This window comes from Rosenbergiella sp. YN46 (genome assembly GCF_036620675.1).
Lineage (GTDB): Bacteria > Pseudomonadota > Gammaproteobacteria > Enterobacterales > Enterobacteriaceae > Jejubacter.
Map to the genome: position 1 here is coordinate 1 of NZ_JAZHEE010000037.1, position 23,683 is coordinate 23,683.

The 23,683-nt window shown below is 47.3% G+C and carries 29 protein-coding genes; 27 read left to right on the top strand and 2 right to left on the bottom strand.

Annotated features, from left to right (window positions below):
* Window positions 1–155 precede the first annotated feature (155 nt).
* From V3W49_RS18995 to V3W49_RS19025, 7 genes are all read left to right on the top strand, one after another.
* On the top strand, window positions 156–707 hold the full coding sequence (locus V3W49_RS18995) for a hypothetical protein (RefSeq protein WP_500147610.1): 552 nt from the start codon (window positions 156–158) through the stop codon (window positions 705–707).
* 9 nt (window positions 708–716) lie between these two features.
* Complete coding sequence (locus V3W49_RS19000) at window positions 717–986, top strand: hypothetical protein (RefSeq protein WP_336195640.1); 270 nt, start codon at window positions 717–719, stop codon at window positions 984–986.
* Entirely contained in the window at window positions 976–1,194 is a 219-nt protein-coding gene (locus V3W49_RS19005; protein WP_044243560.1) for a hypothetical protein, read from the top strand. Before V3W49_RS19000 ends, V3W49_RS19005 begins: the two co-directional genes overlap by 11 nt.
* A 97-nt stretch (window positions 1,195–1,291) precedes the next feature.
* On the top strand, window positions 1,292–1,621 hold the full coding sequence (locus tag V3W49_RS19010) for a hypothetical protein (RefSeq protein ID WP_336195639.1): 330 nt from the start codon (window positions 1,292–1,294) through the stop codon (window positions 1,619–1,621).
* 50 nt (window positions 1,622–1,671) lie between these two features.
* Window positions 1,672–1,866 carry a hypothetical protein gene (locus V3W49_RS19015; RefSeq protein ID WP_336195638.1) on the top strand — a complete coding sequence of 65 codons (195 nt, stop codon included), beginning with the start codon at window positions 1,672–1,674 and terminating at the stop codon, window positions 1,864–1,866.
* 67 nt (window positions 1,867–1,933) lie between these two features.
* Entirely contained in the window at window positions 1,934–2,068 is a 135-nt protein-coding gene (locus V3W49_RS19020) for a hypothetical protein (RefSeq protein ID WP_257789149.1), read from the top strand.
* A 504-nt stretch (window positions 2,069–2,572) separates the two neighbouring features.
* Complete coding sequence (locus V3W49_RS19025) at window positions 2,573–2,980, top strand: relaxosome protein TraM (RefSeq protein WP_500147611.1); 408 nt, start codon at window positions 2,573–2,575, stop codon at window positions 2,978–2,980.
* A 147-nt stretch (window positions 2,981–3,127) separates the two neighbouring features.
* Here the strand turns inward: V3W49_RS19025 and V3W49_RS19030 are convergent, their stop codons facing one another.
* The gene (locus V3W49_RS19030; RefSeq protein ID WP_500147612.1) at window positions 3,128–3,751 is read right to left on the bottom strand and encodes a DUF5710 domain-containing protein; all 624 of its coding nucleotides are present in this window, start codon (window positions 3,749–3,751) and stop codon (window positions 3,128–3,130) included.
* Between the two features lie 15 nt (window positions 3,752–3,766).
* A complete protein-coding gene (locus tag V3W49_RS19035) occupies window positions 3,767–4,324 on the bottom strand; it encodes a helix-turn-helix domain-containing protein (RefSeq protein ID WP_500147613.1) in 558 nt (185 codons plus the stop codon).
* 320 nt (window positions 4,325–4,644) lie between these two features.
* On the opposite strand from V3W49_RS19035, the gene V3W49_RS19040 reads away from it, so the two are divergent.
* The 20 genes from V3W49_RS19040 (at window position 4,645) to V3W49_RS19135 (ending at window position 23,663) form a co-directional block, all read left to right on the top strand.
* The gene (locus tag V3W49_RS19040; protein ID WP_500147614.1) at window positions 4,645–5,277 is read left to right on the top strand and encodes a transcription termination/antitermination NusG family protein; all 633 of its coding nucleotides are present in this window, start codon (window positions 4,645–4,647) and stop codon (window positions 5,275–5,277) included.
* A 62-nt stretch (window positions 5,278–5,339) separates the two neighbouring features.
* Window positions 5,340–5,555, top strand: coding sequence for a hypothetical protein (locus tag V3W49_RS19045; protein ID WP_161617793.1), 216 nt, complete (start codon window positions 5,340–5,342; stop codon window positions 5,553–5,555).
* Window positions 5,556–5,872: 317 nt separating this feature from the next.
* Entirely contained in the window at window positions 5,873–6,208 is a 336-nt protein-coding gene (locus tag V3W49_RS19050; RefSeq protein ID WP_500147615.1) for a type IV conjugative transfer system pilin TraA, read from the top strand.
* 12 nt (window positions 6,209–6,220) lie between these two features.
* Window positions 6,221–6,529 carry a type IV conjugative transfer system protein TraL gene (traL, locus tag V3W49_RS19055; protein ID WP_261643172.1) on the top strand — a complete coding sequence of 103 codons (309 nt, stop codon included), beginning with the start codon at window positions 6,221–6,223 and terminating at the stop codon, window positions 6,527–6,529.
* Between the two features lie 12 nt (window positions 6,530–6,541).
* Window positions 6,542–7,111, top strand: coding sequence for a type IV conjugative transfer system protein TraE (gene traE / locus V3W49_RS19060; protein ID WP_500147616.1), 570 nt, complete (start codon window positions 6,542–6,544; stop codon window positions 7,109–7,111).
* Window positions 7,095–7,826 (top strand): type-F conjugative transfer system secretin TraK, encoded by a 732-nt coding sequence (gene traK, locus V3W49_RS19065; RefSeq protein ID WP_500147617.1) that lies wholly within the window; start codon window positions 7,095–7,097, stop codon window positions 7,824–7,826. The genes traE and traK overlap by 17 nt, the downstream gene beginning before the upstream one ends.
* Window positions 7,823–9,175, top strand: coding sequence for an F-type conjugal transfer pilus assembly protein TraB (gene traB / locus V3W49_RS19070; protein ID WP_500147618.1), 1,353 nt, complete (start codon window positions 7,823–7,825; stop codon window positions 9,173–9,175). The genes traK and traB overlap by 4 nt, the downstream gene beginning before the upstream one ends.
* A 10-nt stretch (window positions 9,176–9,185) precedes the next feature.
* The gene (traV, locus tag V3W49_RS19075; protein ID WP_500147619.1) at window positions 9,186–9,566 is read left to right on the top strand and encodes a type IV conjugative transfer system lipoprotein TraV; all 381 of its coding nucleotides are present in this window, start codon (window positions 9,186–9,188) and stop codon (window positions 9,564–9,566) included.
* Window positions 9,563–12,157: a type IV secretion system protein TraC gene (gene traC, locus V3W49_RS19080; protein ID WP_500147620.1), complete on the top strand. Its 2,595-nt coding sequence runs from the start codon at window positions 9,563–9,565 to the stop codon at window positions 12,155–12,157. The genes traV and traC overlap by 4 nt, the downstream gene beginning before the upstream one ends.
* Window positions 12,145–12,549 (top strand): type-F conjugative transfer system protein TrbI, encoded by a 405-nt coding sequence (trbI, locus tag V3W49_RS19085; protein ID WP_500147621.1) that lies wholly within the window; start codon window positions 12,145–12,147, stop codon window positions 12,547–12,549. Before traC ends, trbI begins: the two co-directional genes overlap by 13 nt.
* A complete protein-coding gene (gene traW, locus V3W49_RS19090; protein ID WP_500147634.1) occupies window positions 12,549–13,175 on the top strand; it encodes a type-F conjugative transfer system protein TraW in 627 nt (208 codons plus the stop codon). The genes trbI and traW overlap by 1 nt, the downstream gene beginning before the upstream one ends.
* A gap of 20 nt (window positions 13,176–13,195) precedes the next feature.
* Entirely contained in the window at window positions 13,196–14,158 is a 963-nt protein-coding gene (traU, locus tag V3W49_RS19095; protein WP_261643287.1) for a conjugal transfer pilus assembly protein TraU, read from the top strand.
* A 12-nt stretch (window positions 14,159–14,170) separates the two neighbouring features.
* Entirely contained in the window at window positions 14,171–14,779 is a 609-nt protein-coding gene (trbC, locus tag V3W49_RS19100; RefSeq protein ID WP_500147622.1) for a type-F conjugative transfer system pilin assembly protein TrbC, read from the top strand.
* Window positions 14,776–16,608, top strand: coding sequence for a type-F conjugative transfer system mating-pair stabilization protein TraN (gene traN / locus V3W49_RS19105; RefSeq protein WP_500147623.1), 1,833 nt, complete (start codon window positions 14,776–14,778; stop codon window positions 16,606–16,608). The genes trbC and traN overlap by 4 nt, the downstream gene beginning before the upstream one ends.
* Complete coding sequence (traF, locus tag V3W49_RS19110) at window positions 16,608–17,393, top strand: type-F conjugative transfer system pilin assembly protein TraF (protein ID WP_500147624.1); 786 nt, start codon at window positions 16,608–16,610, stop codon at window positions 17,391–17,393. The genes traN and traF overlap by 1 nt, the downstream gene beginning before the upstream one ends.
* 193 nt (window positions 17,394–17,586) lie before the next feature.
* Complete coding sequence (gene trbB, locus V3W49_RS19115) at window positions 17,587–18,123, top strand: type-F conjugative transfer system pilin assembly thiol-disulfide isomerase TrbB (protein WP_500147625.1); 537 nt, start codon at window positions 17,587–17,589, stop codon at window positions 18,121–18,123.
* A complete protein-coding gene (traH, locus tag V3W49_RS19120) occupies window positions 18,120–19,484 on the top strand; it encodes a conjugal transfer pilus assembly protein TraH (protein WP_500147626.1) in 1,365 nt (454 codons plus the stop codon). The genes trbB and traH overlap by 4 nt, the downstream gene beginning before the upstream one ends.
* Window positions 19,485–19,486: 2 nt before the next feature.
* Window positions 19,487–22,300, top strand: a complete 2,814-nt coding sequence (gene traG, locus V3W49_RS19125) for a conjugal transfer mating-pair stabilization protein TraG (protein WP_500147627.1) — start codon at window positions 19,487–19,489, stop codon at window positions 22,298–22,300.
* The gene (locus tag V3W49_RS19130; RefSeq protein WP_500147628.1) at window positions 22,293–23,096 is read left to right on the top strand and encodes a hypothetical protein; all 804 of its coding nucleotides are present in this window, start codon (window positions 22,293–22,295) and stop codon (window positions 23,094–23,096) included. The genes traG and V3W49_RS19130 overlap by 8 nt, the downstream gene beginning before the upstream one ends.
* A 99-nt stretch (window positions 23,097–23,195) precedes the next feature.
* A complete protein-coding gene (locus V3W49_RS19135) occupies window positions 23,196–23,663 on the top strand; it encodes a lytic transglycosylase domain-containing protein (protein WP_474238318.1) in 468 nt (155 codons plus the stop codon).
* Window positions 23,664–23,683 lie beyond the last annotated feature (20 nt).

The following is a 23,683-nucleotide window of genomic DNA, read 5'->3' on the forward strand; positions in this document are numbered from 1 at the left end:
AAGGATGGGCGCATCTTTTTGCAAAGGAAGAAGCATATCAGCAGGAATGCGAAGCCCAGGAAGCTGCAAGTGATGATAGACACTTTGACGAATAATTTTAAAACTGCCGTAATTCGATTTACGGCATTTTTATTGAGTTCAAAAGGCTGAATCAGATGAAAGAACAGAAAAATTTCTTTGAACGGTATCAACCTGTGTTTGAAATCGTTTGTCGAATTCTTGAGAACGGCTGGCGTGTAAATCTGCTCGATGATTGCCAGTACAGGATAAAGCTAACTTCGCCTCAGTATAAAAATTTCACTATACATATTCGAATGGAGAAGGGAAGGCTAGTTATCATCGGAAGCGTAGATAGTCGAAGCTGGCGAGGCCCTTACCATACTTGCACTGTATCGCCAGAACGTAACCCTGTAGAAATTGCCGCCGATATTGAAAAGAAAATCCTGACGGATGCTTTAGAGAATATAGATATTGCGCGAGAATATGAACAACAGTTACAGCGAAAACGCGATCAAATTCAGATCCTGAAAGGGATGCTATCTCGTTTAATGCATCTTTATAGCTGGCATGGGACGTTGACCGGTTTTAAAGTTGAGAATGGGTTGGATGGTAACGTATCAGAACGGGGCGACGGATATGAAATGATAATTCGTGGCCTGAGTGTGGATCAGCTCATAAAGGTAGCAGGGTTTATTAAACAGTTATGAGGCAAAAAAATGAATGAAGTCCTGAGCGAAAGAAAAAACAAAGGTAATGTAACATACAGGATTGTTGTGTCTGAAGATGCAACACGGTTGTTTATTGAACTTGAAAAACTGATGAAGGTACGCTCAAAAGAAGCCGATAAAAAAACAACTAAAAAGGTTGTTTTTAAGAAATATTTTTATCATGAAGAATTCAGTAACGTTAAAGATGAAATTGAAGACCCAATTTTATTGGAATTCTATACAGATACTATTTTGAAGGTACAAAATCATGATTTTTAAACCTACACCTGAAGAGGTGAAACAAGCTCGTATCAAGGCTGGCTTTACGCAACAGGAGGCCGCAGAACGGTTTGGTTTTACGTTATCAGCCTGGCAAGCTAAAGAAACATCTGGGAAAACGTCTAGAGGTTTAGCTGCTGGGACTTACGAATTGTTATTGTTGCTTGCTGATGAACATCCTGATTATAAATTAATTAAGCGGGAATAAATTATATTGCCATACCATCATTTGATGGTATGATGAATCTGTTGGTCGGGAATGGTTCCCTGTCTTATCCAGTAGCCCAAACGGGCGGGAGATTTAAATGAATGTATTAGTTTTTAAAATTGGCAATGTTTCAATTGGCGATGTATTTGCATCATCATGGGGTTATGAGCAAACTAACGTTAACTTCTATCAGGTAGTTTCTACTCACGGTAAGAAAACCGTCACTGTACGGGAAATTCGTGCTGCTACTCATCTTTCCGGCTCAATGGATGGGTATAAGATCCCTGTTCTTGATGATTTCGTTGGTGAATGTCTAAAGCGTCAGGTTAAAGTCTGCTTAGACGAACTCGCCATTAAAATAGAAGATTTTGAAACTGCTTATAAAACAGCACCAGGCAAAAAACACCGCTTTACTTCTTATTATTGAAACTAAAGGGAGGGGGATGCCCTCCATCTATCGGAGAGAACGGAAGAACAATGGAAAGAGAATTTAGCGCAGTGGCTTCCCTGAAACGCAATGTGGAATTCTGGTTTGAAAGCTGTGGGTGCAATAACGAGCAGGTTATCAGTAATGTGAAAAATTGGTTTGATTTTGCATATTGTCCGGCAGAGCAGGAGCGGGCCAAAAATGAAATAATATCAGCATTAACCGGAGAGGAAAAAAAGATTTGATTGGAGAGGTATCAGGTTGCTGGAACAGCCTGATACCTATGACACTAAACATATAGAGGACGTTCAAATGTCAATGCAGCAGATAATAGCTATTGCTGATTCCCTTGTAAAGGGATGGGAAGTAAAGATACCGGCATTAAAGGCCACTGAATGGGATGAGCTACGTTGGTGGCTGGATTACTTAAAAGGTTATGATATCTAAATAAAGCGGGGATTTTCCCCGCTTTTTCTTTGTCCTTTCCCCTCGAATTTAATTGCCCCCCGTCAAATGTCAGAAACGCAATTTCCAGGCAGGTAATGAACCGGATTGTGCCCGATGATAGATCTAGCCTGCTTCTTTTCTTGTAGTCACCACACCTGACGCAGGATTTGAAAATCCTGCAAGTTGCTTTATAAACAATGACTTAGTATGTGGATTTTCGTTCTACATTACAAATGTCTCATGAAATGGGAGTCCCAATAGAGTCTATATGTAGTCCTTCGAGAGTCCCCATTAGAGTCTGATAAAACTACTGCATAAAAAACAAAGCCTTATTTGCTGATTTAACTTTTTGGACTCTAAAGGGACTCTGATTTTATATTGTGATAGTCCTATTGAACTCTAATAAGATTCTGGGTAGACTCCTTTTAGAGTCTGATTCTACTTGCCCGAATGTTGTTTAAAATAAAATCAGACTCTAACTCAACTATGGATAAGGTGGTCAAAATGCCAAGAGCGCAGGTTTATATAACTCAGAATAATTATAAAAGAATACAGTCTATCGTTGATGCAAAAAAGGAAGATGGTGCTGACAGAACCGAAGCTAACGTTTCTTCCGTCGCTGCAATGTTATTGGATATTGGGTTAAGAGTTTATGAATTTCAGCAAAAGAAAGAGCAAGAAGGAGAAGTAGATAGCATACAAGAAAGTAATGATTTACCTGATCCACTGATGTTTAATAAAGTATTACTGGAAAACATACTTAAAGCTTCTTACGCTTCAACAACGCTCCTTCAGATGATTGGCAACTTAGACGAGGTTAAGAATATAGACTCATTCAATTATGAAAATGTAAAAGTTCAAATAAGAGATAAAATAGACGATCAGTTAACTAAGGTTTTTAGTAAAGATTGATGTGCTAAATAGAGGGTATTTTAATGGGGTTATAAACCTATGTGTTTGTCATTCAATATATTTAACTAAATTTAAAGTAATGGTCTGTATATGGGAGGTTGCCTCATCTTTAGTCGAGGTGATATTACGATAAATTCATACAATGACTCATATTTTCCACCCTCTTTGGTATCTTATCGATTTGTAGAAGTCGTTGTAGTATGAGTCACTAGCCCTACATTCAATCGGTGTTTTAAACGAAATAATTCTGATTTTTCTGGATTTTTCAGGAGTTACTGGATTGAATTCTCCGCCAGGTTCCCCATGCATTACAAAATCACCATGCTTGGCTCCACAATGTATACAATGATTCATTACATAGTGCGTCTTTGCTTTTTTGCTATAATCATAATTATAACATTGTGTATGTTTTTCAATTAATAGTTGTGCATCTGCGCTGACATATTCAACATGACATAACATAGCTGGATAGTGGTTATGCTCCCAGTAAACCTCATCTGTATCTTCATTGTAATCCTTGTAATAATATCCTTCGTCAAAGAATATCGTATACACATAGGTATCTTTTTTACATGACCAACAATCTGTCATCACTCTTGCTATTGAAAATGACTCTGCTTTAATATTTGGCAGTAACAACCATTTGCTGAATGCTTCATGGCTAAGGTTTTCTGGAATGTACCAAATCCGCATATTCCAGTCCCATTTTGCCCCTAGCTTTTTTACCTCGTCTTTTTCTTCGTATGGTACTCGTAGATTTATCCTTCCCATTATGCTTTCATTCCTTTATAGGTTTTGTGTTCCTTTCAATATGTTTTCTGGTATTGATTCATATTTTCTAATTTCGTGTATAAGAAACACTCTCTTTCCCTGTACCTGTTTGTTAATTATTGCTTTCCGCCTCTCAGTCCATAGTAAAAAACCAGTTTTTCTTTCAGGATATTCAATTTCATCTGGTCTGGAGCAAATTAGGATGGAGTCATCCAGTATTGTTGCGAACATGCCCTTACCATAATCCTGTTCGGTAACAAGATAATTGGTATTGTCTTCAAGAAAAGATTCTGATTGGTACAGTCGTAGGCGAAAGTACTCTAGGATAATAGGTACATACTGTACTGTAGGATTCAGTATCCCACCACGTCCATATACCAACCAGTCATGATTTATCTTTAAACCTTCAGCTAATGCACGAGAATTTTTATATGTGCGAGCTTGATTTCTTATTAGGTGACTAATCGTTGCTTGTGGTACTCCCGCTGCCAAAGACGCTTGTGATTGAGATAGCTTCAAAGTACTAAGGGCCAGTTCTAACCGTTCTCCCAACGTTTTTGGCGTATTGTTCATGATCTATTTCACTCAAATATAACCTTTTAACGACACAATAGTTAATGGTTGTTTATAAGCAATTGTTTTTATTACATTGTTTTGTATTTTTAGTGGAAATGTATAAACTTACTAAAAATTAGTAGATTTTGTTGTCTTTGTGCTTTACTCTTGTTGTCGTAGTAATGTGCAAAAAATTTGCATTTCGTGCTGTACAAAATTACAGGCGTGTGATTATATACAGTTTGTAAGGTTTTGTTGGTTGTTTGTATGTAATTGTTCAATAAGTGCTTTCTCCACGGCGAGAAAATGGGGGAGGCTTGCCTAAAGGAAACCAGGCTATGGAAAACTGGTATCTGGCTCAGTGCCAAAACAAAAGTTTCGATCGTGTTCTTCGCTGGATTTCAAGTCTTAATGTCGAATGCTATTTCCCGCTTGAAACTCGCATCACTCGCAGAAAAGATTGTGGTGGATCGCGTGTGTCGCAGAAACCATTGCTACCAGGCTATCTGTTCGTTTGTTTTGATCCCGAAGTTACTCACCCAACAAAAATTACTGATATTCCAGGTGTTCATTCCTTTGTCAGGTTTGGTGATATGCCCTGTGTCGTCCGTGATGAAGTTATCAAAGCGCTTAAGTGCGTTCGCATTCTCCGAATAGATCCCACTGATAATTGCGTTGAATGCGCCAATCTATCACCGGCGCTGATATCCGCTATTCAGCGGATTTACGCGATCCCCTGGCCTCTTGAAAGGCAGGTTGAATTTATGCGCCTCCTTGAGCGCAGTGATGTTCTGGAGGAACTCTTAAGTGATACCTCTCATATCTACACTGCTGTGACCGGCATTTCCTCTTCAGGTGGCTGTGAGGCCAATCGGCCACATCCAGCAACTGTTTATAGTGACGTAAACGCTGAAAAAATATTACGGGAACGTATTGCATCCCGAAGTCTTCAGCGTCCATCTCTTACTTAATTAATATGCTTTTTCAACACTACTATGCCAGGGCTTGCCCTGGCTTTTCCGCAGGAGTCCAAATGTCTCAAACCTCGTCAATAAGAGCCGCCCGTCCTGGAAGGACTATGTATGTAGGTGAGGAACGTTGCGAGCGCATTCGCAGATGTGCGGTCGAAGCAAGTTATCACTCAGGACAAACAATTTCAGGTTCACAGTTTCTTCAGTTCCTGATTGATAATTTTTCTGACCCGGCAGTAAGTACCTTGATCAAGGAAATTGGTAAGAATGTAAAGTGAGGTGATTATGTCTCCGCAAACCAGCCAATTACGGGAAGCTATGATTAAACTGGCTGCGATGAAAATAGCCTATCGCCGGGCGTGGCATAATAAAAAGACACCAGTTACCCAACTTGTATCATTACTCCACGAAGTCGAAATATCAGAGAAGAATTGTCGATTACTTTCCCGCAGCCTCAAAAATTAAACTCTCCGCGAGAGAACTTTCTTTTCGGGGAAGAAAAAACTTCCCCTGATTATTTAAGACGATGTTTTTACAGGAAGCACTCTGCTTTCTGTAACAACCTTGTTTTTATCACAACGAAAGGAAATCAATAATGGAAGTTTCTGTAAATAAAAGCAGTGCTGTATCTTTTCTTAACAATAACGTGTCCCGTAAGAGGATGATGCATCTGATGGTTTTGTTTGCACTGGCCTCTGCATTGTTCCTTGCAATGATGCATGGTTGCTGGGCTGATGATGACCTTCTCAAGGTGGGTGATACCACAGTCAAAGCCACTTTCGGTAAAGATTCATCCCTGATGACGTGGCTTTTGATTGGTGAGGTGGTAATGGCTATCCTGGGTTATGTTGCAACCAAAAACTTCAAGATCCTGGGCGGCATTATCGTTCTTTCCGTTTTTATTAACGTGGCGTTCGCCATCATCGGATAAAGGAAGGTTATGATGGAATCGGGAGATGAACTGAAAAAGTATCGTTTCCCGAAAACGTTAGGGGATCAGATGCGAATAATCGGCATGCCACTGGATGAGTTTATTCCAACTGTTCCCCCGTTCCTCATTTCAATCTACTACAAACACGCATTAGGTGGGCTGATTTATGGCATCACCATGTGGCTGTTTATTCGCTGGCTGAAAAGAGGGCGGGGGAGCATGTGGCTTTATAATATGCTCTACTGGTATTTACCAACAGAGCTGTTCCGCGTCGTTTATAAAGTCATACCTGATTCCAGTTTTCGGAAATGGATAAAATAACAGGCGGTAATTATGTCCGTTAAGGCTCAAATTTCCGGTAATAAGGTCGTTGGCTACATTATTGTCGGATTGTTGTTTTTCCTTGCGCTTTCACTTACCAGCAATATTTATCTGGAGGTTACAAACAGGGCGCTGGTTAACAAGCGTGAAAAAATTGTCGTACCGATGGCATTTGATGCACCGTTCATCGTGTCGGAGAGTGAGGCCAGTGCGCCTTATCTTCAGATGATGGCGCTTTCATTTCTCTCACTGCGACTGAATGTCTCTCCTGAAACGGTTGATATGAATCACGGTTTCCTTTTGTCCTATGTTCGTGCCGAATCCCGCGAAAAATTTGCGCCAGTGCTGGCCGCTGAAGCTAAACGGATTAAGGAAAACGCAGTCACATCTGCGTTTTATCAGACCGCTATCAAAGTTTACCCGTCTGCAAGCATTGTTGATATTCGTGGTGTGCTGAAAACATGGATAGGTAACAGCAAGCCGCTGGAGGAGATCAAACATTACAGGCTGCAACTCAGCTATCGGGCCGGTGTTACCAGCATTGAGAAATTTGTGGAGGTGGACGATGCGAAAGCGAAATAGCGTTATCCTGATGCCCGGCCTGTTGTGCCTGATGGCTGTTAATACTGTATTTGCCAGCACCGGCCCGGCAGAGCTTCGCGGTGAGAACGGCAGTACTTTCACCGTGTCTGTCAGCAGGGACAGCGCTAACGTATTGATGGTTCAGGGGGACAGAATCACTGCCTTAACCAGTAAGGAAAGCGATGTGCCAGATCCGGAGAAAACCGGAAACGGTGCTGTGATGTTCAGCGTTGCAACTGATAAACCTTTTACCTTCGTCGTCGAGACGGAATCCGGTCAGGTATTTTCTGTCAGGGCCACGCCGGTTAAAGGACAGGGCAAAGTATACCGTATTTCACCACTCAGCCCTGTGGTTCATTCGTCAACTAAAGCCTGGGAAAAAGAGACTCCCTATGAATCCCTTCTGCTTGCCCTCAACAAAGGTGTACTTACCGGGGTCATGCCTGATGGCTATTCACTGGTTGATAATCAGGAGCGGGATACTCGTCTGTCAGCACCGGTCAGTGCAAAACGCCTTCAGGTATGGGATGGCGGTAATCTTCGGATTGAAAAATACCGCCTGACTAACCCTAATACCTGGGGACTCACGCTTAATGAACATGACTATGCAGGGCATGGAGTCCGGTCAGTCATGTTCTGGCCCCGTTCTGCCGTATTACCTGCCGGAGCAACGGTTTCGCTTTATCTGATCCGTGACCTGGAGGTGAGTCAGTGAAAAACGTCAACATTCAGGCCAAAAAGAAGCAGATAGCGATAGTGGTGGCCGTGGTTGTGCTGGGACTTTGCGGCGGCGGGGCTGCGTGGTATCTCACTGCGGCCAAAAGACAGGTTTCATCCCCGCCTCCGGGTGAACCTGCCCCGGATATGACGGGAGTGGTTAATGCCACTTTCGATGATAAGGTTCAGCAGAATGCCATAACGGAAGCACAGCGTGTCGGCAAAGAGGTAAACGAAAAATTTAAATCAATGGAGCGGGAAATTAAGGCGTTATCAGATAATAACGCCAGTCTGCAAAAACAGCTTACCGACCTGCAACAAACCAACTCAGGCCTTGTCCAGGCAATGACCAGCAATAAAGGAGAGAGCAGTCAGGGTAATGCTGGCGCGGGTAATGCAGGTAAAGCTGATGCTGGTGATAATGCTGCCCCCCCTGCGCAGGGGGGGCAAAATAATTACCGGTACGATGGTATGGGTTACGCCCCACCAGGGCAGATAATGGTCATGCCGCGTGAGAATGGTCTTCGCAGGCAGACGTTCAGTCAGGCCGTTCAGGAGCCTGCTTTTCACTTCCCCTATATCCCTTCCGGAAGTTATGCCGAATCAGTCGTGATAGAAGGGGCTGATGCCAATGCTGCCGTTACCGGTTCACAGAATACGTCTCCGATGCAGTTACGGTTAACAGGTAAAGTACAGATGCCTAATGACCGTGAGTTCGATCTTACCGGCTGCTTCGTCACGCTGGAGGCTTACGGGGATGTATCCAGTGAACGTGCGGAGGTCAGGACGCGAAAACTGAGTTGTAATATCGGGAAAGACGTTATTGACCAGGAAATTAAAGGGCATGTTTCCTTTATGGGGAAAAACGGCATTAAGGGTGAAGTGGTCATGCGTAACGGTAAGGTGCTTGGCTTTGCCTGGGGAGCCGGTTTTCTCAGCGGCATTGGCAAAGGTATTGAAAGTGCCGGGTCAACTACCGTGGGAGTGGGAGCGACGGCTTCTCCGGGAGCCGGGGACATTATGAAAAGCGGTATAGGTGGAGGCACCAGTGAGGCGGCCAAAACGCTTTCTGAATATTATATAAAACGCGCTGAACAATATCATCCGGTCATTCCCATTGGTGCGGGTAATGAGGTCACACTGGTATTTAACGATGGATTCCAGATACAGACTATTGCGGAGGCGTTAAAAGCGAAACAGAAAAAATCAGAGTCAGCACTGGAAAAAACAGCCAGCGCGGTAGGTCACGAAACGCAAAATACAATCAACGATATTAAAAAGTTTAAACTTGGCGATATTGTGTCTGCTGATGCCCTCAACGGCCCATTATCTGTTCCCGGAAAATAGCGAGTAAATAATGAATAAATTAATTATGCCTTTACTGGCAGGTGTTGTGCTGCTTACAGGGTGTGCTGGTGCTAAATCAGACTTCGAATGTAATGCCACCTCCAGTGACAGTTGTATGACCATTGATGCTGCGAACAATATGGCCCGTCAGAAGGCTAAGGCGGCAGCAGTAAAGCCGGGTGCGGCGTCGTTGCCCGTCCTGGCTAAACCTGCCGGTGCGGGCGTTCCTCTTACCCGTTCGGCGCAGGGGGGCGCGTTTCTTCGTTCTCCAGTGAGAACACCAGAAGCGACAGCGAAAGTATGGGTCGCGCCCTGGGTTGATGGTCAGGATAATTTCCATGAGCCGGGGCTGCTGTCATTTGTCGTTAAACCAGGAGAATGGCGCCAGTGAGTAATTTAGATATTTTCACTCAGACTATTTCCCGGATTCAGAATGCGATTAAATCGCCTGGTGGTGTTTCTGATGCTAACCGTTCTCTGGGCAATCTGACCTACCCTCAGCTATCAAATCTGCTTCCCTACCGGGAATTTGATGATGAAACCGGACTGTTTATCAATAAAAGTACAGCAGGATTTTTACTGAAGGCGGTGCCGCTCATTGGGGCCAACAAGCATATTGTGGATGTGCTGAATGATCTGGTTAAAAGTAAACTCCCCCGCAAAACACCTGTCAGCTTCCATCTGGTATCGAGCCAGGTCATCGGAGACGAACTGGATTATGGCCTGTCGGATTTTGCCTGGCAGGGCAAGCAGGCTGATAAATTTAACGCTGTCACCCGGGCCTATTATCAGCAGGCTGCCCGTAACAGTTTTCGCACCCCAACTGGGCTGCCACTGACGCTACGTAATTACACGCTTTATATTGCTTGTGCGGTAAAAAAGAAAAGTAACCGTGCTTCCACCATGACCAGCCTTTCTCACCTGATGAAAGTTGTCCGGGCAACGCTTGATTCCGCGAAACTGAATACTGAAGTTGTTAACCGGGAAGGGCTGGTCAGTCTTGTCAGTGGTCTGGTGAACTTTCGCTGCGATCAGCTTTTCCGGCCGGAAGTCAAAGTGAATGAGTATGATGACCTCCATTTTCAGTGCGTTGAGAATGGTATTGATTTTGATGTTTACCCTGAAAAACTGATCGTTACATTGCCGGATAAAGCGGGCAGCGTAAAAACGTCCCGCGTCATGAATTTTATGCTTGATGACAACCCCGACCTGTTTCTGCTGTGGCAGGGAGGGGACAATATCAGCAATCTGCTGAATCCAGATTTGAGCATACCTTTTCCCTTTGTCCTCACATTTACCGTTGAAGCGGAAGATCAGGTTGCGGCACAGGGGGAGGCTAACCGTAAGTTTCTCGATCTGGACAGCAAATCCAAAGGTTCGCTGGCAAAACTTCTGCCGAATCTGATCAACCAGCGCAACGAATGGGAATCAGTTCGTAGCCGTCTTTTGTCAAATGAAAGTTGCCTGGTCAGGCATTACTTCAATATTACGGTTTTTTGCCGTGATGATGACAGTGAAGCGCTGACCTGCGAGCAAAAGGTGATTAACACCTTTAAGAAAAATGGACTTGAACTTTGTGCCCCACACTATATGCAACACCGTAATTGGATGTCGATGTTGCCATTTATGGTTCACGAGGGGCTATGGAGCGATCTGAAGGTTTCCGGCGCCACTAACCGGTGTGAAAGTATTCAGGCCGTTAACCTTATGCCAGTGATTGCTGACAACCGCCTGTGCCAGAAGGGACTTCTGGCACCGAGCTACCGCAATCAGCTTGCCTTTCTGGATATATTTGGTGAAGGCATGGGGAATACCAACTACAACATGGGCGTTACCGGCACATCGGGAGCGGGTAAAACCGGTCTGGTGCAGCCTATCTTACGCAGCGTACTGGACAGCGGCGGTCTGGTCTGGGTGTTCGATATGGGCGATGGCTATAAGTCGTTCTGTGAGAACATGGGCGGGACTTACATTGATGCCTCGTCACTGTCGTTTAACCCCTTCGCTAACGTCACGGATATTACCCGCTCCGGTGAGCGTATCCGCGATCAGTTGTCTGTGCTGGCAAGCCCGGACGGAAACCTCGATGAAATCCACGAAGATCTGCTGCTCGAAGGTGTGATGTATGCCTGGGAGACAAAGGGGAATGCGGCACATATTGATGATGTGGTGACGTTCCTGAAAGGGGCTGTGCTTCAGGCAAGAAAGGACGGGGCAGACAGTATCGCCCGCCGCTTTGATGAAATTATCAAACTGCTGGGGAAATACTGTGCGGGCGGTATTTATGCCGATTACTTCAACAGTGATAAGCCCTCGCTTCAGGAAGATGCCCGGATGATTGTCCTTGAGATGGGGAGCCTGCAGGAAAGACCCGCTCTGCTCGTTGCGGTGATGTTTTCGCTCATCATTTATATCGAAGACAAAATGTATCGTTCGCCGCGTAACCTGAAAAAGTGTTGCGCTATTGATGAAGGCTGGAAGCTGCTTAATTTCAAAAATCAGAAGGTTGGTTCATTTATTGAAACAGGTTATCGCACCGTGCGTCGCCATAACGGCTCTTTCATCACCATCACACAGAACATTAAAGACTTTGATTCACCCGATGCCTCTTCAGCCGCAAAAGCGGCCTGGGGTAACTCTGCTTTCAAGGTGGTTGCTAAACAGGATACCACTGAGTTCAAGACTTACTGTGAACGTAACCCCAGCCAGTTCAGAGACTATGAGCGCCAGATTATCGAGGGTTTCGGGGATGCGAAAGATCAGTGGTTTTCGTCATTTATGCTGCGTATCGGGGCTGTCAGTTCCTTCCATCGTCTGTTCGTTGATCCCCTGAGCCGTGCCATGTTTTCTTCCCGTGGTGGCGATTTTGAGTTTATCCAGGAAAAACGGGCGCAGGGATGGGATATCCATGATGCGGTATATGAACTGGCAAAACTCAACTATCCGGACGAAATGGAGGAGCTTGAAGCATGGGAAATCTGAGCAGTAATGATATCCGTCGCGGTATTGTGGCCCCGGCCAGACGCCGGATACGCCACCGGGGCCGTTCTCTTTTGCTGGCCGTGGCGCTGATTGCAGTGAATGCCGGTATTTCGGCGCTGATGGTTGAGTGGCGAACGCCTGACGTGGTGACGTTCGATATGAAAGGGACGATAGACCGGTTCATGGATCAGTCTTCCCGTAAAAATCTTGATGAAGCGACCAGCCGCGCCCTGACCGAACGCTTTACCTCAAACCTTAACCGCAGCATCGAGGACTGGCAGGCATCACACCGCGCACTGATTCTGGTCACGCCTGCTGTGGTCAGTGGGGCCAGAGATATCACCCGCGATGTTCAGCAGGACGTGGCCCGGAAAATGCAGGCAGGGCAATGATGAAAAAGTCACTTCTTCTGATACTGGCAATAGCATGCAGCGCCGGTGCTAAAGACCTGGGAACATGGGGCGACCTCTATCCCATTCAGGAACAGGATATGCTGACGTTCATTCAGCAGCGGCTTAAATCGATGGAGGCAGATGGTTCACTTGCCCGTGAACAGAAAGCCGTCCAGGAGCGCGTAAAAGCGCATATTCTCAGGCCACCTCCGGTAACGGGGCTTCGTTTAGCCGATAAAAGCGAAACCCACTATATCGACCCCACGTTTACCGTTGATAAAGACATTGCTGATGGTAAGGGCGTGGTTTTCGCGCATAAAGGGGACAAAATCAATCCACTGGAGCATGTGCCATTCCGGGAAACCCTTTACTTTATCGACGGTGACGATAAACGTCAGATTGACTGGATGAAACAGCAGAAGCCGGACACGGTGATTAGTAAAATTGTCCTGGTGAACGGCAACATTAAAACCAGCGGGGAAAGCCTTGACGCTCAGGTTTACTTTGATCAGAACGGCACGTTAAGCCGCAAGTTTCAGCTTGACGCCGTTCCGGCCAGAGTCACCGTTGCTGCTGACGGTAAACGTCTGCGGGTAGATACGTTTGCGATGGAGGGCGGAAAGTGAGATTACCAACAGCCCTTATAATGCTGTGCGCTGTGCTGTTTCTGCCAGGCAGAGCCAGCGCGTCAGCCGCCGCCTGCGATGGTCATTTTGTCAATCCGATCACCGATATCTGCTGGGAATGCCTGTTTCCGATAACCATCGGCAGCATACCGGTTGCGCCGGGCAATGTTGCTGATACCGAAAACCCGGCCAGCCCGATACAGATATGTCCTATGGGTGTGTTTTACCGTATCGGGCTGGCGATAGGCTTCTGGGAGCCTATGGCGATCACTGATGTCACCCGTTCACCTTTTTGCCTGGTCAATATGGGCGGTATTAAGCTGGATATCGGTAAAGTTGGCCTGGGAGTGGGGGAGCAGGAAAATAATGACGTGCCAAACGTGTTTTATCACGTCCACTGGTACAAATACCCGCTGATAGCCTGGCTGAACATTATTACGTCTGTAGGTTGTTTGCAGGGCGGGGACATGGATATCGGGTATCTGACCGAGCTTGATCCGATGTGGAATGACGATCAGCTGTCTCTCATTATTAACCCTGAAGCGGCGTTGTTCGGTAACGTTATTGCACAGGGAGCCTGTGCCGCAGATGCCGCCGCCAGTCTGGTGAAGCCCGTCGATGCGCTGTTCTGGTGTGCCGGAAGTCACGGCTCGCTGTATCCGTTTACCGGTACAGTCACCAATGAATACAGCCCTGCGCAGTCGTCGGTGCTGCTTTCCGAGCGAATGGCCTTCAAGCTGCACCGCGAAGGTCTGGTGATGGAGAGCGTGGGGGCAGATACAGCGGTATGTTTCGAATACCCTTCGCCCATCATCCCCAAAAGCCGCTGGCGATATCAGATGGTGAATACCTTACCCGACCCGCTGGCCTGCCACCCTTTCGGGCAGAGCACGCTGACCTGGCAGACAGGACATCTCACCCCCAACGACAAGAAAAACTACGGTTATTTAATGTGGCGTAAGCGTAACTGCGTCTTTCTCTGAACAGGAGTATTAATGATGAAATGCCTGCCTGTATTATTGATGGCGGTTTTCCCCTGCCTGTCTCATGCCGGAACTGTATCAGAAGACAGGGACTTTATTGAGCGGATGCAGTCGGCTGAAGCTCAGACTCAGAAAATGGAGGTGTCGGACTTTATTAAGCAATTAAAAAATAATGGTGTATCCAGGGAGAATATGGATTTCATCAATAATCTCCAGCATAAGCAGCAGATGCAATATCAGTCTGCACAAAAACCACAACCGGCCATTCAGTATTTTGTGTCATTTTCTATCCCCCGAAATGGCCTTGCCACTATGCTGAATAACGCCGCTCAGTTTGCTGTTCCGGTAAATATTCGCGGGATGATTAATAATGATTTCCGTCAGACGGCGAATACTATTTTTGAAATGACAAAGGGCAGTAATAAAGGCGGCGTTCAGATAAACCCCAAAGCCTTCCGGCAGTACGGGATAACCGCCGTTCCGGCACTGGTTGTGACGTGCGGAGACACGTTTGATCGCGTATCCGGCGATATCCGCATTGATGGTCTGCTGCGCAAGGTTGCTGAAGGTGGGGACTGTGCTGATGTGGCGAGGGCTGCACTGAAGGAGGCCACACAATGAAATCATTATGGTTAGTGATAGCGCTGATGGCGGGATTTATCGTTAACTTTCCGGTCACGGCGAACGACGATTTTAACAGTGGTATGGATTATGCCAAAGGGCTGAAGGGGAAGGATCTTGATACCTTTAAGTCATTTAAACCTGCGGATAACCTGCCTGACTACAGCAGCAGTCCGGATGCAACGAAGTACTACGGTGGCGTACAAAGTTCGGGTACTGATTTAACCTCGCCGGGCAGCAATACGCTTAATAATACCGAGTGGGGTAAGGCCGTCACCGATTCTATCAGTAAGCAGCCGAAAGATATGGTGACGGCTGATTCCCCGTTTCTGGATAATGGCCGTAATGCCGAGAATAACGCTGAAACGGTATTCGACCCCAAACTGTGTGAGTCCAAAGAATTCGAGAAGAGTGTATTTACTAATTATGTCTGTGACCGGGATTTGCAGGTTCAGCAATATTGTACCAGAACTGCGGCAATATCCGGTCATTACGAGGACACCACAGAAATTAAAAATATTGTCATTCAGTCTCAGGATATTTTGTTTTCTTCTACAGATGCAGGATACACAGGAGCCTGGATCGCTCCCGTGACAGGAAAGATTATTAGCGCATCTGCAACATATTCCTGGAATAAACATCTGGCATTTAGTAACCCTAACTGGTTTATGCGTGTTAGTACGCCTTTCGGGTTGATTTCAATGGATGATGATACAGGCAGCCCTGCCCTGAGCAGTGGGGCGCAACTGACGGAGGGACAAAAGATGACGTTCTCCATCCGTAGCAGAAATAATAATCCAACAGTCGATTCCATCTGGAAAAGTAGCAACATGCGTTACCGCTTTTCCATTACTCTCCGGGTTGAAATTCCATCAAAGAAATGGGTTCCGGATGTTGTATGGTCTGAAAATTGCCCGTTTGATAAAGCCGAAGGCAGTCTGACGGGGACGGAATGCACGGAGCCGGGCGGCGATAAAACGGTAACGGTGGATGGCAAGCCCTATACCGTTCATCAGGACTGCTGGGCGTACCGCGACAGCTACCTGACCCAGAGCGAAAGTGAGGGAACCTGCGGGGCCTATATCCATAATGCGGCCTGTAATGTCGTCAATCAGCAGTGTGTGGATCAGGGGGACGGTGCCTGCCTCCACGCCAACATCACGTATTCGTGTGAAACGAAGGTGAAAGGAGAAGGTCAGGTCTGCGGGGATGAGCTTTTCTGCACTGACGGAAGCTGCGTGCTGGATAACAACGGCAAAAACGACATGTTTGCCAAAGCAGCATCGGAACTGGCGGCGGTCGCCGCAGCGGGCAAGGACGTGGCCGAACTGAACAGCAATGATGTGAAAATCTTCACGGGTAAGGGCGTGTCCTGCAAGAAGTTTGCCGCCGGGTTCAGTAACTGCTGTAAAGATTCGGGCTGGGGGCAGGACGTGGGGCTTGCCAGTTGCAGCAGTGAAGAAAAAGCGCTGGGTAAGGCCAAAGAAAAACGGCTTACCGTCTATGTGGGTGAATATTGCAGCAAAAAAGCGCTGGGTATCTGCATTGAGAAAAAGCGCGGCTACTGCCAGTTTGATTCCAAGCTGGCGCAGATAGTCCAGCAACAGGGCCGTTCATGGCAGCTTGGGATCGGGTTTGGTTCAGGTAAGTCACCTGACTGCCGGGGGATTACGCCGGAAGAACTCCAGAAGATAGATTTTTCAAAAGTCGATTTCTCCGCGTTTTATGACGATCTGAACAGTGGCAGTGATATTCCCGCTGATAATAATCAGATAGAGAAAATGAAAGACCGTATGAAAGCCATGTTTGACCAGGGGAGCAGCCACTGATGCGAAAAGTCTGTTATCTGATGCTCGTGGCTGCCGGGACTATCGGGGGACACGCCCAGGCTGGGGATACCCGGCTTGGTGGTTTTCCCGACAGCGAGGCTCAGGGCTGGATCTGGTACAACGAGCCGGTTACTCCTGACGAGGACGAGCCGCCGTCAGCACCGCCTCCCTCAGCAATATCACCGGAAAATGCCACAGAACTGAAAGAGAAATTGCAGGCAGCGACGAAGGCTGCGCTCGACAAAGCGATTATGTTCCCTTCTGCTGAAAATTTCAGACGATACAAACTGCTACAGGATTTCTGGGCGGAAAAATCGTCTCAGTTTGCTCAGTCCTCAAAAGAGGCGCTGCTGAAGTTCCCCGAACTGGATTACAACCTGCGCTACAGCCATTACAACGGAACGGCCAGTACCCGCCAGGCGATACAGCGTCAGCGGGAAAAAGACGCGATTAAAAAGCTGTCTGCTGATAACGGGCTGTTTTATTTCTACCGGGGGAAAGAGCCGGTAGATGTGCTGATGGGCGTGGTTGTGCGCTCGTTCGTCAGGGAGTACGGCATCAATCTTATCTATGTGTCAGTGGATGGCAAAATTGCGCCGGAACTGCCGGGATCACGGCCTGACAACGGACAGACGGAGGCCATGCATATTACCCATTACCCCGCGCTTTTTCTGGTGAACCCCCGCACGGAGGCTTATCAGCCGCTGGCGTATGGTTTCCACTCCCAGGAGGATTTAGCCTCTCAGTTCCTTCTGGTAGCAACGGACTTCGCTCCCGGCTTCTGACGTCCTGACTGCCGCGCTTCGCTTGCCATCCGGCCCGCTGAGCCAGAATAAATTCTGACTCCCCGGCCCGGAGCCGACAAAAACCCAATCATCAGACTGGTGCTTTAAAGCTGCACCGGTGCTGCCGTGTGTTGCCCGAAGAATTCCGCCGTCACGACAGCCTGATTTTACGTATGTTAATACAGGTGAATTTATGCGATGTATTCCTGCACTTCCCTTCCTTTTGCTGGCGTTCACAGCCAGCGCGTCCGTCAACGCTACGACCTGGGATGAGATCGCCAGGCTGGAAGCGCACAAACAGGCACTTCAACATAGCGGAGGTGAGGTTTCGACCCGGCCCGCATCGGTGTTTTATCGTCTCAGCGACGGGCGGCAGGTCAATCTTCGGGACTGGAAAATCGTCCTCTTTATGTCGTCGTCCTGCCCGCACTGCCATGCTTTCGATCCCGTCCTGAAAGCTATTACTAAGGACACCGGCTTTTCAGTATTCCCTTACACCCTGGATGGCCGGGGGGATACGTCATGGCCGCAGGCAATTCCGGCCCCGCCGATGGTGATCACTGAATTCTTTGCTCAGGGTCTGCCTATTGCCACACCTACGCTGTTTCTGGTGAACGTTAACAACATGAAAACCTATCCCCTTCAACAGGGAGAAAGTGAGCGTGAAGCTTTTGTGGCAAGGCTTGATGAAGTACTGCGCTTTGCTATGGATAACGGGGAGGCGAAATGAACGGCGGTCTGAGAAAAAGCGCGCTGGCATGTGTTTTATTCCTTTATACCCTGATGGCCGGTGCCAGTCTTAATGATGATATGAACAAGTTCTTCGGCAAGCTGGGCTATGAGCAGAATACCACCACGCCGAAAGTCTGGCAGGGGCAGGCGGCAGGTTACGCCACGGGTGGGGCGCTCTATGCGCGAACCTCCGCGAAGGATGTGCAACTGGTATCGCTTCAGTTACCCAGCCTGAACGCCGGTTGTGGCGGTATTGATATGTTTCTGGGTTCCTTTTCCTTTATCAGCAAAGACGAATTTATCCAGTTCGCCAAATCCATTCTCAGTAACGCGCCGGGGCTGTTTTTTGACCTGGCTCTGAAGACAGTGACACCGCAACTGGCGTCAGCAAAGGATTTTCTTCAGAAACTGGCGTCCGATGTTAACAGTTCCAACATGAGCAGTTGTCAGGCCGCAAGGGCTATCGTCGGTGGGTTATGGCCGGAAACGCAGGAAAATGCCAGCGCGGTTTGTCAGACCATCGGCAGCGATTCCAATTTCTTCTCGGACTGGGCGGCAGCACGTCAGGGCTGCGGCACCGGGGGGCAGTACAAAAACATGAGTAACAAAGCCGGGGCGGATATGAAAGACCAGGTGCTGCGTAACAAAAACCTGATATGGGACTCGCTGGAAAAAAATCAGGTATTCAGCGGAAACAAAGAGCTAAAAGAGTTTGCCATGAGCATTACCGGCACCCTTATTTTTGATGATGATGGTAAGCCTCAGCCTCTTACGGCCATGACGACAAATGAAGATCTGATCCATGCGTTACTGCATGGCGGTACGGCCAAAATCTATACCTGCAATGACGGTGAATGCCTGAAGGCAACAATAGGGGAAGTGACGATCAGCGCAGAGAATTCTCTCAGTGGTCAGGTCAATAAGATGTTGCAGAGTATCGGCAGTAAAGCCTATGCCGATGAAGCGCTGACGGAAAAGGAAAAAGGCTTTATTACGTCCACTTCTGTTCCGGTATTGCGTTATCTCGTTGATCCTCTCTCTCTGGGCGTATCGGATTCGGTTATCTATCAGCTTTCTGATTACATCAGCTTCGACATTCTCATCCAGTACATGCAGGAAGTGATGCAGCAGGCCCGCGTTATGCTGGCGAGCAAAAGCTACCCCGACAGTGCGCTTAAACCGTTGCAGGCAAGCATGGCAAACGCCAACAAGCAACTGGCAATCATGCAGTCCAGGGTTCAGGTACAGCAGGATGCGCTGATGGTAGTTGAACGTCAGATGGGCTATATGCGCCAGCAACTGTCCGGACGGTTACTCGACCGTTATCAGAACAACTATCGCTTTTCCGGAGGTATGTAATTATGCAGGTGATTTATACCATTACGGGTGGTGACTGGCTGGCTGACTCGCTGAACGCCGTGGCGGTATTAACCGCATCGGCCACCTGGGGAACCCTGATTAAATGGGCTTCCATTCTCTCCGTCCTTGCCGTTATATGGAGCTGGTTGCAGAAGAAAGATGTGCTGACCTTCATTAAGTGGGTGGCGGTGATAGTGATTGTACCGGGGGTGCTTATCGCCAATAAGCATTCGGTGCAGGTCATTGATATGACCGACCCGACAGCCGTTCACCAGGTGGATAATGTGCCTGGCGGTCTGGCAATTCCTGCATCGCTGATCACCTCTGTAGGGTATGCGCTGACGCAGGCTTATGAGAGTGTATTTCATCGCCCTGATGCGGTGTCATACAGCAAAACCGGGATGTTGTTTGGCTCTGGACTGGTGAAGGCCAGTACGGGTTTTACCTTTGCCGATGGTGAGATTGCGGGACTCTTTTCCGATTATGTGCAGAACTGCGTAATAGGCGATATCTTTCTGAATCATAAGTATTCAATGGAAGATCTGATGAACAGCACCGATCCGTATTCGAAGATTTTTGAGAAACCCAGCCCACTACGGGGAATATTCGATAAGGCGGGTAACTTCCAGACCTGCCAGCAGGCCGCAGTAACCCTGCAACAGCAGATAGGTACGGATTCTTCCGGTGGTGGAAAGACGTTCTCGTTCTGGGCGCAGAAGCTGTTTGGTTCCAGGGCCAACCGGGAGCAGTTGTTTGCCTCCCTTCTGGGCGACAGCTACGGCTATTTTTATAATGCCGGCAGCAGCGCCAGCGGCATTATAAAGCAGAATGTCGTGATGAACGGGCTGCGCAAAGGTATCAGCGCCTACGCTGCACGTAATGGTGATACCGCCAGTATGATGAATATTGCGACGGAAACGGCCACTGAGAAGCAAATTATGCAGCAGTCGGTGAGCGCGAATATCGCCATGAAGTATCTGCCAATCATGCAGACCGTTCTTCTGGGGATGATGATCGGGCTTTTCCCGGTAATGATTGTGCTGGCTATTATTAACACGCTGACCTGGACTGTGCTCAAGGGGTATATTTTTACCCTGGCTTATCTTCAGGCGTGGCCGCTGCTGTTTGCAGTGTTAAATAACGCCATGACGTTTTACCTGAAAGCCGGTGGCGCTTATGACGTTACGCTGTCTAACCTTTCTCAGATCCAGCAGCAGCATTCGATGATTGCATCAACGGCGGGCTGGCTTTCGCTCTCTATTCCTTTTATCGCTTATGGCATGGTGAAGGGATTGGGTGGCGTGGTTTCCCAGGCGGGCAGCTATCTCAGCAGCATGACACAGGGGGTTGCCTCTCAGTCGTCCTCTCAGGCCGTAGATGGTACTTATGCGTTTAACAATATGCAGACGGATAACGTGCAGGGCTTTAAATGGGATACGAACAGTACCTTTGCTTCCGGGCGAAGGGATCAGCAACTGGCGAATGGCTCTATGCAGGGAACGACGGCTGACGGAACGACGATAGTTAACAGTACGACAGGCACATCTAAATTGCCTATGGATTTAAACTTTGGCCGCGCAATGAGTTCTTCTGCGCAACGGCTGGCAAGAGAAAGCCAGGTGCAGGCTGAAACATCGTTGCAGGGCTTTAACCATGCCATGAACAGCGCATATAACCAGGCGCAGCAGTTCTCACAGCAGACTGGTAACAGCAATACCATGAATACCAGCACGGATGATTCGCAGACGGCGCAGGCCACGAGAGGGGTTAGCTCGATGATCTCTGCGGCGAAAGACTATGCCAAACGTCACGGTATCAGCGAACAGCAGGCATGGGCTGAGATTGAAACCAAAGCCCGTCAGGCTGAGGCTGAAGCGCATGCGGGTATATCTTCAGGTAATTCAGCGCTTGGGAAAGTGGCAAAATGGACTATCGGGGCTGATGTTGGGGCTTCAGGTAAGATTTCAGCCAGTACAGGTAGTCAGAGTTCGGCAGATCAACGTCAGACCGGAAGCACCGATCACACCAGTAGTGAAGATGCTAAAAATGTGCGCGATTTCCGGGAAGGGAAACAGATACTTCAGAGTTACCGGGTGTCGCATTCTGCGGTTCGTAACGATAACAGTTCCGCTTCACAACTTGAGCAGATTGGCACCACACTGAGTGTGGCTGACAGCCAGTACCAGCAATATACCAGCAGTGTCAGTCGTAGCCATGAGTACAGTAAAGTGGCCTCAATGTCGGAAAGCGAAACGGCACAGCAAACCAGCAATCTCTCTCAGGAGTTTGTGGGTTATGTTCAGCAAAAAGCGCCGGGGGATGCCAGCCGTATTCTGACTAATACGGCTGATGAAAATGTGCGTCACGAACGTGAAGCACTGGCGGATAGCTTTGTGGAAGAAAAACTGCGGTCACGTATTGAAGGTGACTTCAACAGTAATCGTGCCTCGCTGGCGAGCGGTATGCAGAGTGTTGAACCATCAAATGGAGATTCCGCCGGAACGATTAATTCAGGTCAGCAGGAAATCGAACGCAGGGCGCAATCCGCAGGCATAAAAGGAAATATAACACAGGGTGTTGATGATTCTCTGACGAGAAATCAGGGAGCTATTAAACAGACCGGCGCAAATATTGAGCAGGGTCACAGTGATGTTCAGCGAGAAAGCGATAAACTCAGAAGGGAGAATGATGAGTCAAAAGGTCAATTTGCTGATAATTATGCTCAAGCCGCAGGTCATCAGAATGATCAGAGCACTCCAAATCCGGGAGATCTTAGCAATGCAGTGGAGAGATTGAAGGAGAATAAAAATGAATAAGATAAGACTATTACCACTTTTAACTAGCTCAGCCACGTTTCTTATGATAAGTGTGTTTTTTTATTCTCCTTATAATATTGTCTATTATATGATTTTGCTAGGAGTAGCTATTCTCTCTTTTATAAGTTATCTGTTTTTGAGGAACTTATTGTCAAAGCATGTAATTGCTTACCTTCTAATTATAGTTTTTGCGTTTTTGGTGTTTGTATATTGGTTTGGTGGAGATTTCAAACAAGACAGGAATTTTATCTTTCTCTTGGCTTTGCAAATTATAGGTTGCGTGGCTAACTCAATAGTTTTTTTCTATTACGGGAAAGATCAAGCTGAAGAAATGAAGTTAAAAGGCTATCCAAACTCAGTTATTGAGAAAGTTTATAAAAATATTCTTTTTCGGGAAGTTGAAAGACGCATCAAAGGTAAGGTTCATCCAAATGCTTTATCTAAGGTTGCGGGGGGCATTGCTACCGGAGTTCTCACTGAAACCTTATCATCGGGTCGGGCAGACTTATTCTCTGATAACCTGATCCCTGCTGCAATGAGCATTGCTGATAGTCATTTGGCTAACTTTGAATCAGGAAACTATTCTGTAACTGGTTCTCATGCTAATGACTTCAACCCGGCAACAGGTTTGGCTATGACCAGCGATTACTTTGATGCCGGAGGTGATACTTATGGTAGTGCCTTGAATCATGACAGTCTCTTTTCATCTGATAATCATATTTCTGGCGGCTTCGATAACCATTCAATAGATCATGGCAGTTCTTTTAGTAGCGGCTTCGACGACAGCCGATACTGAAATATTAATGCTCCATTGCTCAAACTGAATCATCATTTGTAATTAAGTCTCTGATAAGCGCAGTCTTCCTGGCTGTGCTTTTTCCTGTGGAATAAATCTATGCGACTCATTAAATCACTGATACTGGTGGCGGTCTGCCTGTGCTCAATGAATGCCAGCGCGTTTTGTTTCGTGCAGGCAGGAGAACGCTATCACCTTGACCCGATGCTGCTTGAAGCGATTGCCATACAGGAAAGCAGCCTCAATCCGCGAATTACCAATGATAACGGCCCGCGACTTGGTAAAGACTATGGCCTGATGCAGATAAACAGCAGGCATATTCCTGAACTGGTCAGAATGGGGGTTATCCGCTCCTCGCAGGATCTACTGAATGACCCGTGCCTGAATGTACAGATCGGTGCATGGATACTCGCCAGACATTTACGGACGTGCGGTGTTAACTGGCACTGTCTGGGTTCATACAACGCCGGTTTCTCCGATAAGAATGCCGGTAAACGGGAACATTACGCCAACCTTATTTATAACCTCTACGTTCGCGTTAATCGCTCGCAAAAAATAACAGGTTAAGTCCTCTTGCCGGAGAAAAA

Bases quoted from the DNA above. Each gene is read 5' to 3' on its own strand.
- traF (WP_500147624.1), top strand. From the start codon at position 16,608: ATGCGAAAAGTCTGTTATCTGATGCTCGTGGCTGCCGGGACTATCGGG.
- traW (WP_500147634.1), top strand. From the start codon at position 12,549: ATGAAAAAGTCACTTCTTCTGATACTGGCAATAGCATGCAGCGCCGGT.
- trbB (WP_500147625.1), top strand. From the start codon at position 17,587: ATGCGATGTATTCCTGCACTTCCCTTCCTTTTGCTGGCGTTCACAGCC.
- V3W49_RS19035 (WP_500147613.1), bottom strand. From the start codon at position 4,324: ATGAACAATACGCCAAAAACGTTGGGAGAACGGTTAGAACTGGCCCTT.
- V3W49_RS19015 (WP_336195638.1), top strand. From the start codon at position 1,672: ATGGAAAGAGAATTTAGCGCAGTGGCTTCCCTGAAACGCAATGTGGAA.
- V3W49_RS18995 (WP_500147610.1), top strand. From the start codon at position 156: ATGAAAGAACAGAAAAATTTCTTTGAACGGTATCAACCTGTGTTTGAA.
- traG (WP_500147627.1), top strand. From the start codon at position 19,487: ATGCAGGTGATTTATACCATTACGGGTGGTGACTGGCTGGCTGACTCG.
- V3W49_RS19130 (WP_500147628.1), top strand. From the start codon at position 22,293: ATGAATAAGATAAGACTATTACCACTTTTAACTAGCTCAGCCACGTTT.
- V3W49_RS19050 (WP_500147615.1), top strand. From the start codon at position 5,873: ATGGAAGTTTCTGTAAATAAAAGCAGTGCTGTATCTTTTCTTAACAAT.
- trbC (WP_500147622.1), top strand. From the start codon at position 14,171: ATGATGAAATGCCTGCCTGTATTATTGATGGCGGTTTTCCCCTGCCTG.
- V3W49_RS19045 (WP_161617793.1), top strand. From the start codon at position 5,340: ATGTCTCAAACCTCGTCAATAAGAGCCGCCCGTCCTGGAAGGACTATG.
- trbI (WP_500147621.1), top strand. From the start codon at position 12,145: ATGGGAAATCTGAGCAGTAATGATATCCGTCGCGGTATTGTGGCCCCG.
- V3W49_RS19135 (WP_474238318.1), top strand. From the start codon at position 23,196: ATGCGACTCATTAAATCACTGATACTGGTGGCGGTCTGCCTGTGCTCA.
- V3W49_RS19025 (WP_500147611.1), top strand. From the start codon at position 2,573: ATGCCAAGAGCGCAGGTTTATATAACTCAGAATAATTATAAAAGAATA.
- traL (WP_261643172.1), top strand. From the start codon at position 6,221: ATGGAATCGGGAGATGAACTGAAAAAGTATCGTTTCCCGAAAACGTTA.
- V3W49_RS19020 (WP_257789149.1), top strand. From the start codon at position 1,934: ATGTCAATGCAGCAGATAATAGCTATTGCTGATTCCCTTGTAAAGGGA.
- traN (WP_500147623.1), top strand. From the start codon at position 14,776: ATGAAATCATTATGGTTAGTGATAGCGCTGATGGCGGGATTTATCGTT.
- traE (WP_500147616.1), top strand. From the start codon at position 6,542: ATGTCCGTTAAGGCTCAAATTTCCGGTAATAAGGTCGTTGGCTACATT.
- V3W49_RS19005 (WP_044243560.1), top strand. From the start codon at position 976: ATGATTTTTAAACCTACACCTGAAGAGGTGAAACAAGCTCGTATCAAG.
- traU (WP_261643287.1), top strand. From the start codon at position 13,196: ATGCTGTGCGCTGTGCTGTTTCTGCCAGGCAGAGCCAGCGCGTCAGCC.
- traK (WP_500147617.1), top strand. From the start codon at position 7,095: ATGCGAAAGCGAAATAGCGTTATCCTGATGCCCGGCCTGTTGTGCCTG.
- traV (WP_500147619.1), top strand. From the start codon at position 9,186: ATGAATAAATTAATTATGCCTTTACTGGCAGGTGTTGTGCTGCTTACA.
- V3W49_RS19010 (WP_336195639.1), top strand. From the start codon at position 1,292: ATGAATGTATTAGTTTTTAAAATTGGCAATGTTTCAATTGGCGATGTA.
- V3W49_RS19040 (WP_500147614.1), top strand. From the start codon at position 4,645: ATGGAAAACTGGTATCTGGCTCAGTGCCAAAACAAAAGTTTCGATCGT.
- V3W49_RS19030 (WP_500147612.1), bottom strand. From the start codon at position 3,751: ATGGGAAGGATAAATCTACGAGTACCATACGAAGAAAAAGACGAGGTA.
- traH (WP_500147626.1), top strand. From the start codon at position 18,120: ATGAACGGCGGTCTGAGAAAAAGCGCGCTGGCATGTGTTTTATTCCTT.
- V3W49_RS19000 (WP_336195640.1), top strand. From the start codon at position 717: ATGAATGAAGTCCTGAGCGAAAGAAAAAACAAAGGTAATGTAACATAC.